The sequence below is a fragment of the Arenibaculum sp. genome (assembly GCF_035998295.1).
In the GTDB taxonomy this organism is placed as follows: domain Bacteria; phylum Pseudomonadota; class Alphaproteobacteria; order Azospirillales; family Azospirillaceae; genus DASYHS01.
In genome coordinates this window covers 21,157-34,633 of sequence record NZ_DASYHS010000017.1, presented here as the reverse complement: position 1 = coordinate 34,633, position 13,477 = coordinate 21,157, and the positions used below count along the sequence as shown (strand labels likewise).

The window sequence follows — 13,477 nt, the reverse complement described above, 5'->3', positions numbered from 1 at the left end:
CGCAGCGCCCGCACGCCCTCATGGGCCAGCATCGCGCGCGTGCAGACGAACTGGTACCGGTGCCCCTCGATGACCGGCCCGAACGGCTGGACCAGCGTGCCGCGCGCCAGCTCGTCCGCCGCCAGCAGCAGGCTCGTCAGTACTGCGCCCTGGCCGGCCACCGCCGCCTGGACGGCGTGGCTGTCGTCGGTGAACACCATCCCCGCCTCGACGTCGATGCCGGCGAGGCCCGCGCGCTCGCACCACAGCCGCCAGGTCGGCGTCTCCGCCGTCGTCCGGCGCCACTCCGAATGCAGCAGCGGGACGCGCCGCAGGTCCTCCGGCTCCCCGACGCCGAGCGCGGGGCTGCACACCGGGGCAAAGCGGTCGCGCATCAGCGGCTCCGCGATCAGGCCGGGCCAGGGGCCGGCGCCGTAGCGCACCGCCGCGTCGGCGGCGCCGGCATGCAGGTCGACGGGATCGTCCGAGGCGTGCAGGCGCAGGTCGAGGGAGGGGTGCTCCGCCCGGAACGCCGCGACGCGCGGCACCAGCCACCGCGCCGTGAACGTCGTGGTCGCCGACACCGTCAGGGGCCGCCGCTGGCGCCGCGTCCGGATCGTCTCGACCGCCTGCGCGAAGGCGTCGAAACCGTCGCGCAGCACCGGGAACAGCATCCGCCCTTCCGCCGTGACCACGACCCGGCGCGTCCGCCGCTCGAACAGGGCGACGCCCAGCGCCTCCTCGAGCTGGCGGATCTGATGGCTGATCGCCGTCGGGGTCACCGCCAGCTCCGCCGCGGCCAGCTTGAAGCTCTCGTGCCGGGCCGCCGCCTCGAAGGCGCGCAGCGCCGAGAGCGGAGGGAGCCTGCGCGTCGCCATGCCTGATCCTGGTTCATCCGTCGGCTGAGAAGTCGGAGTTTGTCGCGGCGCGTACCCAGCGTCAATCCTGGGTCCGTCGAGCCGGTGCGCCTGAGCCCGGCTCATCCCGCAACCAGGATGGATGACCCCCATGCCGAGACTTCTGTGGATCGACGCCAGCGCCCGGCCCGGCCGCTCCGACCGGGATGCCTACGGCTCCCACACGCGCCGCCTGACCGCGCGCTTCGTCGAGCGCTGGCGCGCCGCGCGCCCGGGCGACGATATCGTCTACCGGGACGTGGGCCAGTCGCCGCCCAGCCCCGTGACCGGCCGCTGGATCCATGCCGCCTTCACGAAGCCGGAGCTGCGCGAGGACTGGATGCGCGACGTGCTGGCCGAGAGCGACGCCCTCGTGGACGAGCTGATCGCCGCCGACGTCGTCGTGGCCGGCGTCCCGATGTACAACTTCAACGTCCCCGCCCAGTTCAAGGCCTATGTCGACAACGTCGTCCGGGTCGGGCGGACCTTCGGCTTCGACCGCTCCCGCGCCGGCGAGCCGTACTGGCCGCTCCTCGCAGGCATGGGCAAGCGGCTCGTCGTGCTGAGCTCGCGCGGGGACTACGGCTACGATCCCGGCGGCCGCATGGCCGCGGTCAACCACGTCGAGCCGAGCATCCGGACCCCGTTCGCCTATCTCGGCATCACCGATTTCCGCTCGGTCGCGGTGGAGTACGACGAGTTCGCGGACGACCGTCTCCAGGCATCCCTGCAGGCGGCGGAACGCGCCGTGGACGACCTCGTCGACGACATGCTGCGCGCACAGGCGTCCCGCGCCGCCGCCTGAAGACCCACTCCCGCTTGTTCAGCCCTCGCGAGAGAGCTTTTCCCGCCCGCGCTCGGTCAGGGTGACGAGGTGCGGCTCGCGGTCGGCGTTCGCCTCCACGCCGATCAGGTTCTGCTGCAGCGCGCGCTGCAGCGTCCTGGGATCGATGGCCTCGTCCTCGCATTCCCAGGTGAAGGGATGGGCATGGCGCACCAGCCCGCGCTCCACGGCGCGCAGGACGTCGGTGATGTTGCGGTCGTTCATCGATAGGGGCTTTCGAGCGGAGGAGGGACCGGCACGCCGGTCGGGCCGGGTACCGCCCCGCCCTGCATGACGGTACCGCTGCCGTAGGACCACCGCAACTCGACCATGCCGTCGGCGGACGCGTGGAGGACGGCGCTGGCAAACCCGCAGGCGCCGGCCGCCTGCGCCTCGCTCACGGCGCGCTCGAAGGCGTCGCGATAGCGGGAGAACGGCCCGTAGCGCTGATCCTCCGACAGGACGATCCACTCGTCCCCGAAACTGGTCACGAAATAGAGAAGGCGTGTCCTCGCCGCTGCCGGACATGCCGCTGCCGGATATGCCGCTGCCAGATATGCCATTGCCGGATGTCCATCGGGTGTTCGCCCGGAAACGGTCGGACCGGGTTGGGCCGCTGCTGTTTTCGAAACCTGAAAATGGGGAGGAATTTGCCGTACCACAGGCCCATTCGCCCGATCCGGGAAAAAATATCGGCGGAATATCGTCCATTCCGAGGATAACTATAAAATAAACTTGAAATGGACGTTTTTAATTCCTTCTTTGTGATAAGGGCCGGAATTTGGCAGTGTTCTACTTTGATCCTGCCGTCTCGGTCCCCCAGCCGACGAGGCGACTGCAATAGGCGCTTCCGGTCGGCGGCAAAATCCTTGAAAGGATCAAGAAATGGCTGATGAACAGGGCTTCAGGCATCGCTGGGAGAACTTCTCCGTGTCCAAGACGGGGCTGTTCTGGTCATGCGCCGCATGTGTCGTCGCCACTCTGGTCGTGGGCTTCACCTGGGGCGGATGGGTGACCGGCAGCCGCGCCGACGAGATGGCGCGGAGCATGGCGTCGGAATCGCGCGCCGAGTTGGCGGCGGCGATCTGCGTCGACAGGTTCACGCAGGGTCCGGATGCCGCCGCGCAGCTCGTCACCCTGCGCGAGGCCAGCTCCTGGAACCGCAGCTCCTTCATCGAGGAAGGCGGCTGGGTCGCCATAGCCGGCGTGGAACAGCCCGTCCCGGGTGCGGCCGCGCTGTGCGCGAGGCGCTTGGTGGACCAGGCGTCGGCGAGCGCCGCCGCCACGGCCGGATGACCGCCAACCGGATAACCGTCGGAGTACCCGCGCCGTGACGCCGCGAATGACCCGCACGACCGTGACCTTCACCCGGCCCGTCCGCCTCTCGGCGCTGGACGGGACGGTGCCCGCGGGCACCTATGAGGTCGAGACCGAGGAGGAGCCTGTCGAAGGCCTCTCGTTCGCCGCCTACCGGCGGGTCTCGTGCATCATCCTGGTGCCGGGCCCGCCCGGCGGGCCGGTGCAGGTCCAGGCGGTGCCCATCGACCCCGAGGAGCTGGAAGCGGCGCTGCGCGACGACGCCTGACCACGAGCACGTGACCACACCCCACGGGCACGTGACCTCACCCACGGGGAGACCGCACCGGCAAGCCGGTCCGGCTCCCGCCGGGTCACTGCTTCAGCAGCGTCTCGATGCCGGGCACCTCGTGCGCGCGGCCGTAGCGGGCGATCGCCCGGGCGAGGTCGGGGTGCCGCTCGGCGATCCGCTGGTGGTGCGCCTTCAGCGCCGCCGACAGCGCGCCGCCGCGCCCCAGCATCTCGTCGGCGAAGCGGACCATGCGGCTGTTGGGCCAGCTCCGCGGCCGGATGCGGGCGATCTCCGCGAACACCTCCTCCTCGCGGCCCGGCGCGTTCTGGGCCATCAGGATCGCCGCGGTCGCGGTCGAGCGGCTGACGCCGGCATGGCAATGGATCAGCAGCCGGCCGACCGGCTCGGCCAGCAGCCGCTTGCCGGTTTCCAGCACCGCCGCCACCTGCTCGGCCCCGGGGACGACCGCGTCCTCGACCTGCTCGACCACGTCGTCGAAGCGCCAGACCACGCGGTCATGGGCGGGATAGCCCGAGAAATCCTCGGGATCGGGGTGGGCGGGGTCGAGGATCGAGATCACGTGGGTGATGCCGCTCGATCCGTGCTCGCACAGCTCGTCCAGGCCGCAGATCGTGATGTCGTAGGGCAGGAACCGGGGCGGGAACGTGTCCGTCATGGGGGCTTTCTGGGTCTGGGGCCGCCTGGCGGCGGCGGGCCCACCCCATATCGGCCGTGCTGCTGCCGGTTCAACCGTGCTCTGGCCCGAACCGCACCCTCTGGGCTATGAAGGCGCCTGGGACAAGGACAGGAGCATCCGTCATGGCCGTTATCTACGTGGCGCGCAGCCCGGCGTTGAGCCGCTGGGCCTCCGACGTCGGCCTCAGCAAGAACGTCTTCAAGGTCGGCGTCGCCGACGAGGCGCCGAAGGACCTGCTGCGCGACGGCCTCGCGGGCGAGACGGACTGGACCGTGATCGGCAAGGCCGACGCCGGCGACATGACCGAGGACGAGGTGATCGACCGCCTTGCGGGCAAGGAGAAGATGGTCGACCCCGCCTACTACCCGCGGATCAAGGGCGTGCGCGGCATCTTCAAGGTGACCCCGACGCAGGTGGAGAACCATTTCCTTGTCGCCCGGGCGCTCGCCGGGGCGGCGGAACTCACAACCGGCAAGCCGAAGCCCGCCGACTTCGCCGCCTATCTCATCGAAAGCGCACAGCGCTGATGACCCCTATCCAGAGCGCACAGCGCTGATGATGGCCGGAACCGCGGATGCCGCGCGCGGGGCGGCGCTCCTCGTCGTCGACGTGCAGAAGGCGATCGACGACCCGTCCTGGGGGGTGCGCAACAACCCCGGCGCCGAGGTGGCGATGGCGGCGCTGCTGGCGCTGTGGCGCCGCGAGGGCTGGCCGGTCTGGCACGTGCGTCACGACAGCGTCGACCCGGCATCGACCTACCGGCCCGACGGGCCCGGCCACGGCTTCAAGCCGCAAGCGGCGCCGCTTGCGGGCGAGCCCGTCGTCGCGAAGTCGACCAACAGCGCGTTCATCGGCACCGGCCTCGCGGACGCGCTACGCGCCCGGGGCATCGACCGGCTGGTCGTCTTCGGCGTCATCACCAACAACTCCGTCGAGGCGACCGTGCGCATGGCCGGCAATCTCGGCTTCGCGACCTTCCTGGTCGAGGACGCCTGCTTCACCTTCGCGCGCCGCGACTGGGCCGGGCGGATGCGCAGCGCCGACGAGGTGCACGCCATGAGCCTGGCCAACCTCGACGGCGAATACTGCACCGTGCTGCGCTCCGCCGACCTGCTCGCCGCCCATACGTAACCTCCCGGATACGTAAGGTCCCTGATACGTAAGGTCCCTGACTGGCGCCCCCCGCGCGTGCGCTCCATAGTTCGCCCGCAGCGTCCCCGCGACCGCGGGACGTCCTGGCCGGGAGGAAATCATGGGACTGCGCAATCTGCTCGTCGTCGTCGACGCCAGCCATCACGCCACCACCACCGTCGAAGCCGCCGTGCTGCTCGCCGCGAAGCACGATGCCCACCTGACCGGCATCGCCGCCGTGGCGCCTCTGCAGATCCCGGGCTACGTCGCGGCCCCGTTCGGCGCCGAGCTGCAGCGCTGGCAGGACGAGGCCGCCGCCGAGGCTGCCGGCCGGGCGGAGCAGGTGTTCGGGCGGGCCGTGGAGCTGGCCGGGATCCGCGCCCGCAGCGAGTGGCGGGCGGTGCAGGGGGACCCGACCGGGATCGTCGGCGTCGCGGCCCGCGGCTACGACCTCGTCGTCCTCGGCCAGATGGACGGCGTCGCGGACCGCGACATCGCGGCCGTGCGCCCGGACGAGCTGGTGTTCGCCTGCGGCCGCCCCGTGCTGATGATCCCCCATTCCGGCCGCTTCGAGACGATCGGGGACACCGTCCTGGTCGGCTGGGACGGCGGGCGCGAGGCCGCGCGCGCGGTCAACGACGCGCTGCCGATCCTGGAGCGCGCGCGCGAGGTGCGGATCGTGGCCGTCAACCCGCGTTCGGGCCCGCGCTCCGGCCAGCCCGGCGACGAGCCCGGCGCGCATATCGCGCTCCATCTCGCCCGGCACGGCGTGCGGGCCGAGGCGGCGCATATCCGCAACGACGAACTCGACCCCGCGAACGTGCTTCTCAACACCTGCACCGACATCGGCGCCGACCTGCTGGTGATGGGCGCCTACGGCCGTTCGCGCTTGCGTGAGCTGGTGCTGGGCGGTACTACCCGGACCATCCTCGGCCACATGACGGTCCCGGTCCTGCTGTCGCACTGACGGTCCGGGCCGGCCCGGACCCCGGCCGGCCCGGAACGCTGGAGCGCTCGCGTGATCGTCGTCTTCGGTTCGCTCAACGTCGACCTGGTGATGGCGGTCCCGGCCCTGCCGCGCCCGGGCGAGACGGTGCTGTGCCCGGGCTACCTGCTGAAGCCCGGCGGCAAGGGCGCGAACCAGGCCGTCGCGGCGCGGCGCGCGGGCGCCGAGGTCGCGATGGCCGGCCGCATCGGCGAGGACGATTTCGGCCGGGTCCTGCGCGCCGTGCTCGATGGCGAGGGGATCGACGCCGACGCGGTCGCCCCGTGCGCGCGGCCGACCGGCTGCGCCGCGATCTGCGTCGATGCCGGCGGCGAGAACGCGATCGCGGTCGCCAGCGGCGCCAACCTCGATGCCGCCGCCGACCAGGTCCCCGACCGGCTGCTCGGCCCCGGCGCCACGGTGCTGATGCAGATGGAGGTCCCCGCCGCGCAGAACTGGGCGCTGGTCCGCCGGGCGCGCGGGCGCGGCGCGCGGACGATCCTGAACGCGGCCCCCGCCGCGGCCGTGCCGGACGAGGTGCTGTCGGCGCTCGACCTGCTGGTCGTCAACGGCATCGAGGTGGTGGAGGTGGCGCGCCGCGCCGGCATCGCCGCGGCCGACGAGGTGGCGCTCGCCCGCGCGGTCGCCGCGCGCCATGCGACGACGGTGGTGGTGACGCGCGGGCGCGCGGGCGCCGTCGCGGCGCTGCCCGACGGCGCCGTGTGGACCGTGGGCGTGCTGCCGGTCGCGGCCGTCGACACCACCGGCGCCGGCGACGCCTTCTGCGGGGTACTGGCCGCGTCCCTCGACGCCGGGCACCCGCTGCCGGCCGCACTCGCGCGCGCCGCCGTGGGCGCGGGCCTCGCCTGCACCGCGCTGGGTGCGCAGGAGAGCCTGCCCCATGCCGCCGTCATTGACGCCCGGCTTGCGGATCTGCCTGCGCCCAGCCTGCTGACCTGACGGTCCCGCCTCTGATAGGATGCGGCGAACGGGGCGACGATCCTGCCCTGAAGAGAGGGACCATGCCGATTCTCAACCGCATTGCCGAATACCATCCCGATCTGACCGCATGGCGGCGCGACCTCCACGCCCATCCCGAGATCGCCTATCAGGAGTTCCGCACCTCCGACTTCGTCGCGGCGAAGCTGGCGGAGTGGGGCATCGAGGTCCATCGCGGCCTCGGCGGCACGGGCGTGGTCGGCACCCTGCGCGGCTCCCACGCGCCGGAAGGCGCGAAGACCATTGCGCCGGAAGGCGCGAAGACCATTGCGCCGGAAGGCGCGAAGACCATTGCGCCGGAAGGCGCGAAGACCATTGCGCCGGAAGGCGCCAAGACGATCGGCCTGCGCGCGGACATGGACGCGCTGCCGATGCAGGAGGAGAACGACTTCGCCCATCGCTCGACCGTGCCCGGCAAGATGCATGCCTGCGGCCATGACGGCCACACGACCATGCTGCTGGGGGCGGCGCGCTACCTGGCCGAGACGCGCAACTTCGCCGGCACGGTGCATTTCATCTTCCAGCCCGCCGAGGAGGGCGGGGCCGGCGCCCGCAAGATGATCGAGGACGGGCTGTTCGACCGCTTCCCCTGCGACGAGGTCTACGGCATGCACAACTGGCCCGAGATGCCGGCGGGCACGATCGGCGTCCGGCCGGGGGCGATGATGGCGTCGGCCGACCTGTTCGAGGTGAAGATCCTCGGGCGCGGCGGCCACGGCGCGATGCCGCACCATACCGTCGACCCCGTCGTCGTGGCGGCCCACACCGTGACCGCGCTGCAGGCGCTGGTCAGCCGCAACGCCAACCCGCTGGAGAACGCCGTCGTCAGCGTCACGATGATCCACTCGGGCTCGGCCTTCAACGTGATCCCGAACGAGGCGACGATCGGCGGCACCGTGCGCACCTTCCAGGAGGGGGCGCGCGACATGCTCGAGGCCGGCATCTCGCGCATCGCCTCCAACGTCGCCGAGGCCTTCGGCGCCACGGCCGAAATCAACTACCGGCGCAACTACCCCGTGACCCTGAACAGCCCCGAACAGGCGGAATTCGCGGCCGGCATCGCCGCCGACCTGGTCGGCGAGGAGCGGGTCCATCGCGAGTTCAACCCCTCCATGGGCGCCGAGGACTTCGCCTTCATGCTCCAGCAGCGCCCCGGCGCCTATGTCTGGATCGGCCAGTCCGGCGGCCCGAGCGGCTGCATGGTCCACAACCCGCGCTACGACTTCAACGACGAGATCCTGCCGCTGGGGGCGAGCTACTGGGCGCGGCTGGTCGAACGGGCCATGCCGAAGGCGGCCTGAGGTGAGGCGGCGCCATCTCCTGCTGCTCGGGGCCGCGATGCTGGTCCCGGGATGCGAATGGGCCGGCAGCGCGCTGACCGGCGAGGCCCCCTTCTGGGCGGGGTCGGCGCCGGGGCAGGGCGGCGCGCGCGCACGGCCCGGCATAGACGGCGAGGTGCGATGGAGCGGGCAGCAGGCGGCCGTCCAGGGCCGCGCGCTGCTCGCCGCCCGCACCGACGAGGAATGGCGCCGGATCTGGGAGCTGGCCGGCGAGGAACCGCCCGGCCCGCTGCCGGACGGCTGGATGGCCGTCGCCGTGTTCGCGGGCGTGCGCGACACCGGCGGCCATTCGGTCGAGATCGGCACGGTCGGGCCGGAGGAGGAGACCGGCATGCCGCCCCGCGTGCATGCCGTCTACCGCATCCGCGAGCCCGCGCCCGACGCGATGGTGACCCAGGCCCTGACCTCGCCCTGGGCGGTGCGCATCGTGCCGGAACTGCCCGGCCCGGTGCGCTTCTCCGAGGCGGGGTCCTAGGCTATCTCCGGAGCGGGTTGACGATCGGGAGGCCGGCGAAATCTCTCTCGTTGTCGGTCACGACCACGCATCCGTTGGCGCCGGCGACCGCGGCGATGATCATGTCGAGGCCGCTGCGGGGACGTCCGGCCGCCTTCCCTTCCGCCATCAGCCGTGCCCAGATCAGCCCGGCCTTGTCGTCGAACGCCAGGACGCGCCCCGCGAACAGCATCTGCGGCCCTTCGGGGCCGGAGAACCAGGCATCGAGCGCGTCCCGTTTCCTGCCTTCCGGCGTCTCCAGGATGCCCCTGCGGATTTCTGCGACCGTAAGCGACGCGATGAACAGATCCTCGTCCTTCTGCACCGCCATCCACGCCAGCAGCGATTCCGACGGCTGCGGCTTGACGACGTTGCTGATGACGTTGGTATCGAGCAGATAGCGGGTCACAGGTCGGTCTCGCGCCCTTCCTCCCGGGGCCGGCCGAGATCCAGGTCGGCGCCGACGAGCGGCGAGCGCCGCAACGCCGACAGGATGCCCCCGGGCTTCGACGGCGCGCCGGCCACCGCCTTGGCCACGGCCGCGCGCGCCAGCTCCGCTTCGGGCCCGTCCTCGGCCAGCCGGCGCGCCAGCGCGCGGATCAGGTCGCGGTCCGGCTCCGGCGCCATGACCTCGAAGCGGACGAGCCCGCGTTGGGTCAGGCGTGCGCGATAGTTCCTGTTCGCCTTCTTCTGCGCGGCGTTGGCCATCACGTCCCTCGCGATATGTCTGGATATATATACCGTATCCATGCGGCCGGCGAAAGGAAGCGGGCCCGCCTACCGCCGGCCGCCCGTTCCCGAGCGGGGGTCGAGGGCGTCCTGGAGGCCGTCGCCCAGCAGGTTGAAGGCGATCACGGTCACGAAGATCAGCAGGCCCGGCAGCACCGCCTGGCGGGGGGCCGACCACACCAGCTCCTGCGCGTTGGTCAGCATGTTGCCCCAGCTCGGCACCGGCGGCTGGATGCCGAGGCCGAGGAAGCTCAGCACCGATTCCGCGAGGATGACGTGGCCGACCGACAGCGTCGTCGCCACGACGATCGGCGAGGCGACGTTGGGCAGCACGTGGACGAGGACGAGGCGCGCCCGCCCGGCGCCGAGCGCCACCGCCGCCCTGACGTAGTCGCGCCCGCGAACCGCCAGCGTCGCCCCGCGCACCAGCCGCGCCACCGTCGTCCAGCCGGTCAGCGCCACCAGCACGACGATGCGCCACAGCCCGGCCGCCTCGGTGCGCGCGAGGTCCCCGGGCACGCCGAGCCGGACCGGGTCGACCGCCGCCAGCACGATCAGCAGCGGCAGCAGCGGCAGGGCGATGAAGCCGTCGGTGACGCGCATCAGCAGCGCGTCCAGCCGCCCGCCCGCGAAGCCGGAGACGAGGCCGACGGCGGTGCCGATCAGCGCCGCCGCCAGCGCCGCCACGAGGCCGACCGTCAGCGAGATCCGCCCCGCGTACAGCAGGCGCACCAGCAGGTCGCGGCCGAGCTCGTCCGTGCCCAGCGGATGGTCGGCCGAGGGCGGCGCGTGGCGGCCGAGCAGGTCGACGCGGTTGGCGTCGACGCCGAGCCACGCCTCCGCCAGCGGGGCCGCGGCGGCGGCGAGCACCAGCAGCACCAGCACGGCGAGGCTGGCGACCGCGACCGGCCGGGCGAGGAAGCGGCGCAGGTAGAGGCGCCCCGGCGCCAGGGACGCGGTCCGGTCCCCCGACGCCGCCGGCAGCCCGTGCTGCGAGGCGGTCACGTCCGCACCGTCCCGAGCGTGACCCGCGGGTCCAGCGCCACGTAGCCGATGTCGGCCAGCAGGTTGCCCGCCAGCGTCACCGCCGTCGCGAGCAGCAGCGCCACCAGCGCGACGTTGTAGTCGTTGCCCATGACCGAGTCGTAGATCAGCTTGCCCATGCCCTGCCAGGCGAACATCGTCTCGACGACGAGCGCGCCCGAGACGAGCGAGCCGAACTCGAGCCCGAGGATCGTCACGACCGGCACCAGGGCGTTGCGCAGCGCGTGCCGCCACACGGTCCGGCGCCGCGACGCCCCCTTCGCCTGCGCGGTCCGGACATAGTCCTGGCGGAGCTGCTCGATCATGCCGGCCCGCACGTAGCGGGTGTAGCCGCCGACCGAGACCACCACGAGGCAGGCGAGCGGCAGCGCCAGGTAGGGCAGGCGGGCCGCGAAGCTCCCGTCGCCTCCCGGCGGCCCCATGCCGCCGGCCGGCAGCCAGCCGAGCCCGACCGAGAACAGCATGATCAGCATCAGGGCCAGCCAGAATGACGGGATCGAGATGCCGGCGAAGCAGAGCAGGCCGATCCCGGCGTCGGCCGGGCCGTTCGGCCGCATCGCCGCCCGCACGCCCAGGACCAGCGCGGCGGCGGCCGAGATCACGAAGGCCGGGACCAGCAGCAGCAGCGTGTTGGCGAGCCGGGGCAGCAGCACTTCCGGCACCGGCCGCGCGAACAGGCGCGAATAGCCGAGGTCGCCCGACAGCGCCGCCGCCAGCCAGTTGGCCCAGCGCTCCCAGATCGGTTGGTCGAGGCCGTGCAGCGCGCGCAGCCGCGTCGCGTCCGCCGGGGTCAGCTCGGGGTTGGCGGCGATCATGAGGTCGACCGGGTCGCCGGGCATCAGCCCCATCAGCGCGTGGACGACGACCGACATCGCGAGCAGGACGCCCAGTCCCTGGATCAGGCGCGAGGCGAGGAACCGCAGCATCGCCTCACTCCGCGGCCGGTTTCTCCCCGGCGTGCCACTCCTCGACCCACAGCGCGCTGGAATACTGGTGGCCGGTCGGCCGGATGCCCTGCAGCCAGGGCGGCAGGATGTAGGCGTCGGCGCGGTAGAGCAGCGGCAGCGCCGGCAGGTCCTCGGCGTAGAGGCGCTGCAGCTCGGCCCAGAGCGGCTTGGCCTCCTCGCCGCAGGTGACCTCCAGCGCGTCGAGCACCCGGTCCATCCCGGCGCTGCGGTAGCCGCCGTGGTTCTGGCCGCTCCAGCCGTTCGCGGCGTCGGGGATCGAGGTCGAATGGAGCGTCGTGCGCGGGATGTTCCCCGGCGAGCTGATCCAGGCGAACATCGCCATGTCCTCGAACTGGCGCCGGGACAGCGTCTCGCCGAAGAAGACGCGGGCGGGCTGGTTCTCGATGCGGATCTCGACCCCGGCCTCGCGCCACTGGCTCTGCAGCACCTGCTGGACCAGCTCGCGGTTGCGGTTGCCGGCCGTGGTCATCAGGACGAAGGAGAGGCGCTCGCCGGCGGCGTTGCGCCGGATGCCGTCGGGCCCCGGCGTCCAGCCGGCCTCCTCCAGCAGGGCCGCGGCCCTGGCCGGGTCGTGGGCGTAGCGGGCATGGTCGGGGCTGTAGACCTCCTCGTCGAGGGGGTTGACGGTGTTGTGCGCGACCGGCTGGCGGCCGCCGAAGAGCTGGAGGCTCAGCGCCTCGCGGTCGATCGCGTGCAGCAGCGCCTTGCGCACGCGGGCGTCGGCCAGCACGGGGTCGTCCAGGTTCAGGTCGATGTGCTCGTAGAACAGGCCAGGCTGGTACAGCACGGTGAAGGCGTCGCCGTGCCGCCGCTCGAAGGCGATCGCCTGGTCGATCGGCAGGCCCGCCTCGCCGGCTATGTAGTCGACGTCGCCCGACAGCAGGTTGGCCTCCAGCGCCGCCGTGTTCTCGACCGCGCGCACCACGATCCGCTCGAAGCCCGGCTCCCGGCCCCACCAGGTGGGGTTGCGCTCCAGCACCAGGTTGGAGCCGCGCTCGATCGCGGCGAGGCGGTAGGGGCCGAACCACAGGCCGGGATTGGTCGGGTCGGCGTCGTAGAGGGTGCGGTTGCGGTACTGGGCGGGGTCGCGCTCGAACGCCTCGCGCTCCAGGTGCTCGGGCAGGACGCGCAGGTCGTTGATCGCGTCGTACTCGCACACGCGGCGTGCCCAGTGGACCGTGAAGCTCCGCTCGTCATGCGCCGTGATGTCGGCGATGTCGCGCGCGAACAGGTCGTAGTTCGTGATGCCCGCGTCGGGGTGCCGGCCGACCTCCCAGGTGAAGAGGACGTCGCGGGTCGTCACCGGCGTGCCGTCGCCCCAGGTGGCGTCGGGGCGGATCGTGAAGGTGGCGTCGACCGCCGGGGTCCCGTCCGGGCGCACCACCTCGCGCGCGGTCCCCTTCTCGATGCTCGGCAGCTCGGTGCAGAGCATGCAGACGAGCTTCCAGTCGTGGTCGAAGGTGGTGAACGGCCGCCGCATCATCTCGAGCACGTAGCTCTTGGTCAGCATCGGCTCGATGCCGGGATGCAGCGTGCCCGGGAACTGATGGATGCCGATCACCAGCTCGTCGCGCGCCTGGTCCTGGGCCGGCTCCTGGGCCGGGTCCTGGGCCCGGGCCGGGCCCTGGGCCGCGACGGCCGCTGCCAGGACCCAGGGCGCGATGCGCAGCGCGGCGGTCGGGCGAAGCGGGCGGCGTGTCATGGTCGCGAATTCCTCCCCATCTCGGTCGGCCCGACGACTATGGGGCGATGCCGCGGTCGGGGTCCATACTCCCGTCGGTCAGGTGCAGGAAACTCTTGACCGC

At 72.2% G+C, this 13,477-nt stretch carries 18 protein-coding genes; 9 read left to right on the top strand and 9 right to left on the bottom strand.

The genetic code is table 11. The annotated features are described in order from the left end of the window. Positions 1-857: transcriptional regulator GcvA (gcvA, locus tag VGO20_RS01435; protein WP_327500498.1), on the bottom strand; the 857-nt coding region annotated here is incomplete at its 3' end. Positions 858-987: 130 nt separating this feature from the next. Between gcvA and VGO20_RS01430 the strand changes: the two genes are divergently transcribed. Beyond that, positions 988-1,680: an FMN-dependent NADH-azoreductase gene (locus VGO20_RS01430; RefSeq protein ID WP_327500497.1), complete on the top strand. Its 693-nt coding sequence runs from the start codon at positions 988-990 to the stop codon at positions 1,678-1,680. An 18-nt stretch (positions 1,681-1,698) separates the two neighbouring features. Here the strand turns inward: VGO20_RS01430 and VGO20_RS01425 are convergent, their stop codons facing one another. Together VGO20_RS01425 and VGO20_RS01420 are read right to left on the bottom strand one after the other, a co-directional pair. Beyond that, a complete protein-coding gene (locus VGO20_RS01425; RefSeq protein ID WP_327500496.1) occupies positions 1,699-1,923 on the bottom strand; it encodes a hypothetical protein in 225 nt (74 codons plus the stop codon). Then, on the bottom strand, positions 1,920-2,261 hold the full coding sequence (locus VGO20_RS01420; RefSeq protein ID WP_327500495.1) for a hypothetical protein: 342 nt from the start codon (positions 2,259-2,261) through the stop codon (positions 1,920-1,922). Before VGO20_RS01420 ends, VGO20_RS01425 begins: the two co-directional genes overlap by 4 nt. 322 nt (positions 2,262-2,583) lie before the next feature. Between VGO20_RS01420 and VGO20_RS01415 the strand changes: the two genes are divergently transcribed. Further along, entirely contained in the window at positions 2,584-2,994 is a 411-nt protein-coding gene (locus VGO20_RS01415; RefSeq protein ID WP_327500494.1) for a hypothetical protein, read from the top strand. Between the two features lie 46 nt (positions 2,995-3,040). Continuing rightward, positions 3,041-3,283: a hypothetical protein gene (locus VGO20_RS01410; protein WP_327500493.1), complete on the top strand. Its 243-nt coding sequence runs from the start codon at positions 3,041-3,043 to the stop codon at positions 3,281-3,283. A gap of 85 nt (positions 3,284-3,368) precedes the next feature. Here VGO20_RS01410 and VGO20_RS01405 read toward each other — a convergent pair whose 3' ends face one another. Further along, positions 3,369-3,962 carry a tyrosine phosphatase family protein gene (locus VGO20_RS01405; protein WP_327500492.1) on the bottom strand — a complete coding sequence of 198 codons (594 nt, stop codon included), beginning with the start codon at positions 3,960-3,962 and terminating at the stop codon, positions 3,369-3,371. Between the two features lie 143 nt (positions 3,963-4,105). Here VGO20_RS01405 and VGO20_RS01400 point away from each other — a divergent pair, with 143 nt between their 5' ends. The 6 genes from VGO20_RS01400 to VGO20_RS01375 all read left to right on the top strand — a co-directional run bounded on the left by VGO20_RS01400 (position 4,106) and on the right by VGO20_RS01375 (position 8,913). After that, the gene (locus VGO20_RS01400) at positions 4,106-4,510 is read left to right on the top strand and encodes a hypothetical protein (RefSeq protein WP_327500491.1); all 405 of its coding nucleotides are present in this window, start codon (positions 4,106-4,108) and stop codon (positions 4,508-4,510) included. Positions 4,511-4,538: 28 nt separating this feature from the next. Further along, complete coding sequence (locus tag VGO20_RS01395; RefSeq protein ID WP_327500490.1) at positions 4,539-5,114, top strand: cysteine hydrolase family protein; 576 nt, start codon at positions 4,539-4,541, stop codon at positions 5,112-5,114. A gap of 121 nt (positions 5,115-5,235) precedes the next feature. Further along, positions 5,236-6,081 carry a universal stress protein gene (locus VGO20_RS01390; protein ID WP_327500489.1) on the top strand — a complete coding sequence of 282 codons (846 nt, stop codon included), beginning with the start codon at positions 5,236-5,238 and terminating at the stop codon, positions 6,079-6,081. Between the two features lie 51 nt (positions 6,082-6,132). Further along, positions 6,133-7,059, top strand: coding sequence for a ribokinase (locus VGO20_RS01385; RefSeq protein ID WP_327500488.1), 927 nt, complete (start codon positions 6,133-6,135; stop codon positions 7,057-7,059). Positions 7,060-7,121: 62 nt separating this feature from the next. Beyond that, positions 7,122-8,399 carry a M20 aminoacylase family protein gene (locus VGO20_RS01380; protein ID WP_327500487.1) on the top strand — a complete coding sequence of 426 codons (1,278 nt, stop codon included), beginning with the start codon at positions 7,122-7,124 and terminating at the stop codon, positions 8,397-8,399. A 1-nt stretch (position 8,400) separates the two neighbouring features. Further along, positions 8,401-8,913: a protease complex subunit PrcB family protein gene (locus tag VGO20_RS01375; RefSeq protein ID WP_327500486.1), complete on the top strand. Its 513-nt coding sequence runs from the start codon at positions 8,401-8,403 to the stop codon at positions 8,911-8,913. 1 nt (position 8,914) lies between these two features. Here VGO20_RS01375 and VGO20_RS01370 read toward each other — a convergent pair whose 3' ends face one another. The 5 genes from VGO20_RS01370 to VGO20_RS01350 all read right to left on the bottom strand — a co-directional run bounded on the left by VGO20_RS01370 (position 8,915) and on the right by VGO20_RS01350 (position 13,374). After that, positions 8,915-9,340 (bottom strand): PIN domain-containing protein, encoded by a 426-nt coding sequence (locus tag VGO20_RS01370; RefSeq protein WP_327500485.1) that lies wholly within the window; start codon positions 9,338-9,340, stop codon positions 8,915-8,917. Continuing rightward, positions 9,337-9,639 carry a hypothetical protein gene (locus VGO20_RS01365; protein ID WP_327500484.1) on the bottom strand — a complete coding sequence of 101 codons (303 nt, stop codon included), beginning with the start codon at positions 9,637-9,639 and terminating at the stop codon, positions 9,337-9,339. The genes VGO20_RS01370 and VGO20_RS01365 overlap by 4 nt, the downstream gene beginning before the upstream one ends. 69 nt (positions 9,640-9,708) lie before the next feature. Beyond that, positions 9,709-10,665: an ABC transporter permease gene (locus tag VGO20_RS01360; RefSeq protein WP_327500483.1), complete on the bottom strand. Its 957-nt coding sequence runs from the start codon at positions 10,663-10,665 to the stop codon at positions 9,709-9,711. Beyond that, positions 10,662-11,630, bottom strand: coding sequence for an ABC transporter permease (locus VGO20_RS01355; protein WP_327500482.1), 969 nt, complete (start codon positions 11,628-11,630; stop codon positions 10,662-10,664). Before VGO20_RS01355 ends, VGO20_RS01360 begins: the two co-directional genes overlap by 4 nt. A gap of 4 nt (positions 11,631-11,634) precedes the next feature. Then, positions 11,635-13,374, bottom strand: a complete 1,740-nt coding sequence (locus VGO20_RS01350; protein WP_327500481.1) for a peptide ABC transporter substrate-binding protein — start codon at positions 13,372-13,374, stop codon at positions 11,635-11,637. Positions 13,375-13,477 lie beyond the last annotated feature (103 nt).

What these genes read in the sequence shown, in the direction of transcription:
- VGO20_RS01405 (WP_327500492.1), bottom strand. Translation starts at nt 3,962, where the DNA reads ATGACGGACACGTTCCCGCCCCGGTTCCTGCCCTACGACATCACGATC.
- VGO20_RS01410 (WP_327500493.1), top strand. Translation starts at nt 3,041, where the DNA reads ATGACCCGCACGACCGTGACCTTCACCCGGCCCGTCCGCCTCTCGGCG.
- VGO20_RS01430 (WP_327500497.1), top strand. Translation starts at nt 988, where the DNA reads ATGCCGAGACTTCTGTGGATCGACGCCAGCGCCCGGCCCGGCCGCTCC.
- VGO20_RS01380 (WP_327500487.1), top strand. Translation starts at nt 7,122, where the DNA reads ATGCCGATTCTCAACCGCATTGCCGAATACCATCCCGATCTGACCGCA.
- VGO20_RS01415 (WP_327500494.1), top strand. Translation starts at nt 2,584, where the DNA reads ATGGCTGATGAACAGGGCTTCAGGCATCGCTGGGAGAACTTCTCCGTG.
- VGO20_RS01350 (WP_327500481.1), bottom strand. Translation starts at nt 13,374, where the DNA reads ATGACACGCCGCCCGCTTCGCCCGACCGCCGCGCTGCGCATCGCGCCC.
- VGO20_RS01425 (WP_327500496.1), bottom strand. Translation starts at nt 1,923, where the DNA reads ATGAACGACCGCAACATCACCGACGTCCTGCGCGCCGTGGAGCGCGGG.
- VGO20_RS01355 (WP_327500482.1), bottom strand. Translation starts at nt 11,630, where the DNA reads ATGCTGCGGTTCCTCGCCTCGCGCCTGATCCAGGGACTGGGCGTCCTG.
- VGO20_RS01395 (WP_327500490.1), top strand. Translation starts at nt 4,539, where the DNA reads ATGATGGCCGGAACCGCGGATGCCGCGCGCGGGGCGGCGCTCCTCGTC.
- VGO20_RS01400 (WP_327500491.1), top strand. Translation starts at nt 4,106, where the DNA reads ATGGCCGTTATCTACGTGGCGCGCAGCCCGGCGTTGAGCCGCTGGGCC.
- VGO20_RS01420 (WP_327500495.1), bottom strand. Translation starts at nt 2,261, where the DNA reads ATGGCATATCTGGCAGCGGCATATCCGGCAGCGGCATGTCCGGCAGCG.
- VGO20_RS01390 (WP_327500489.1), top strand. Translation starts at nt 5,236, where the DNA reads ATGGGACTGCGCAATCTGCTCGTCGTCGTCGACGCCAGCCATCACGCC.
- VGO20_RS01365 (WP_327500484.1), bottom strand. Translation starts at nt 9,639, where the DNA reads ATGGCCAACGCCGCGCAGAAGAAGGCGAACAGGAACTATCGCGCACGC.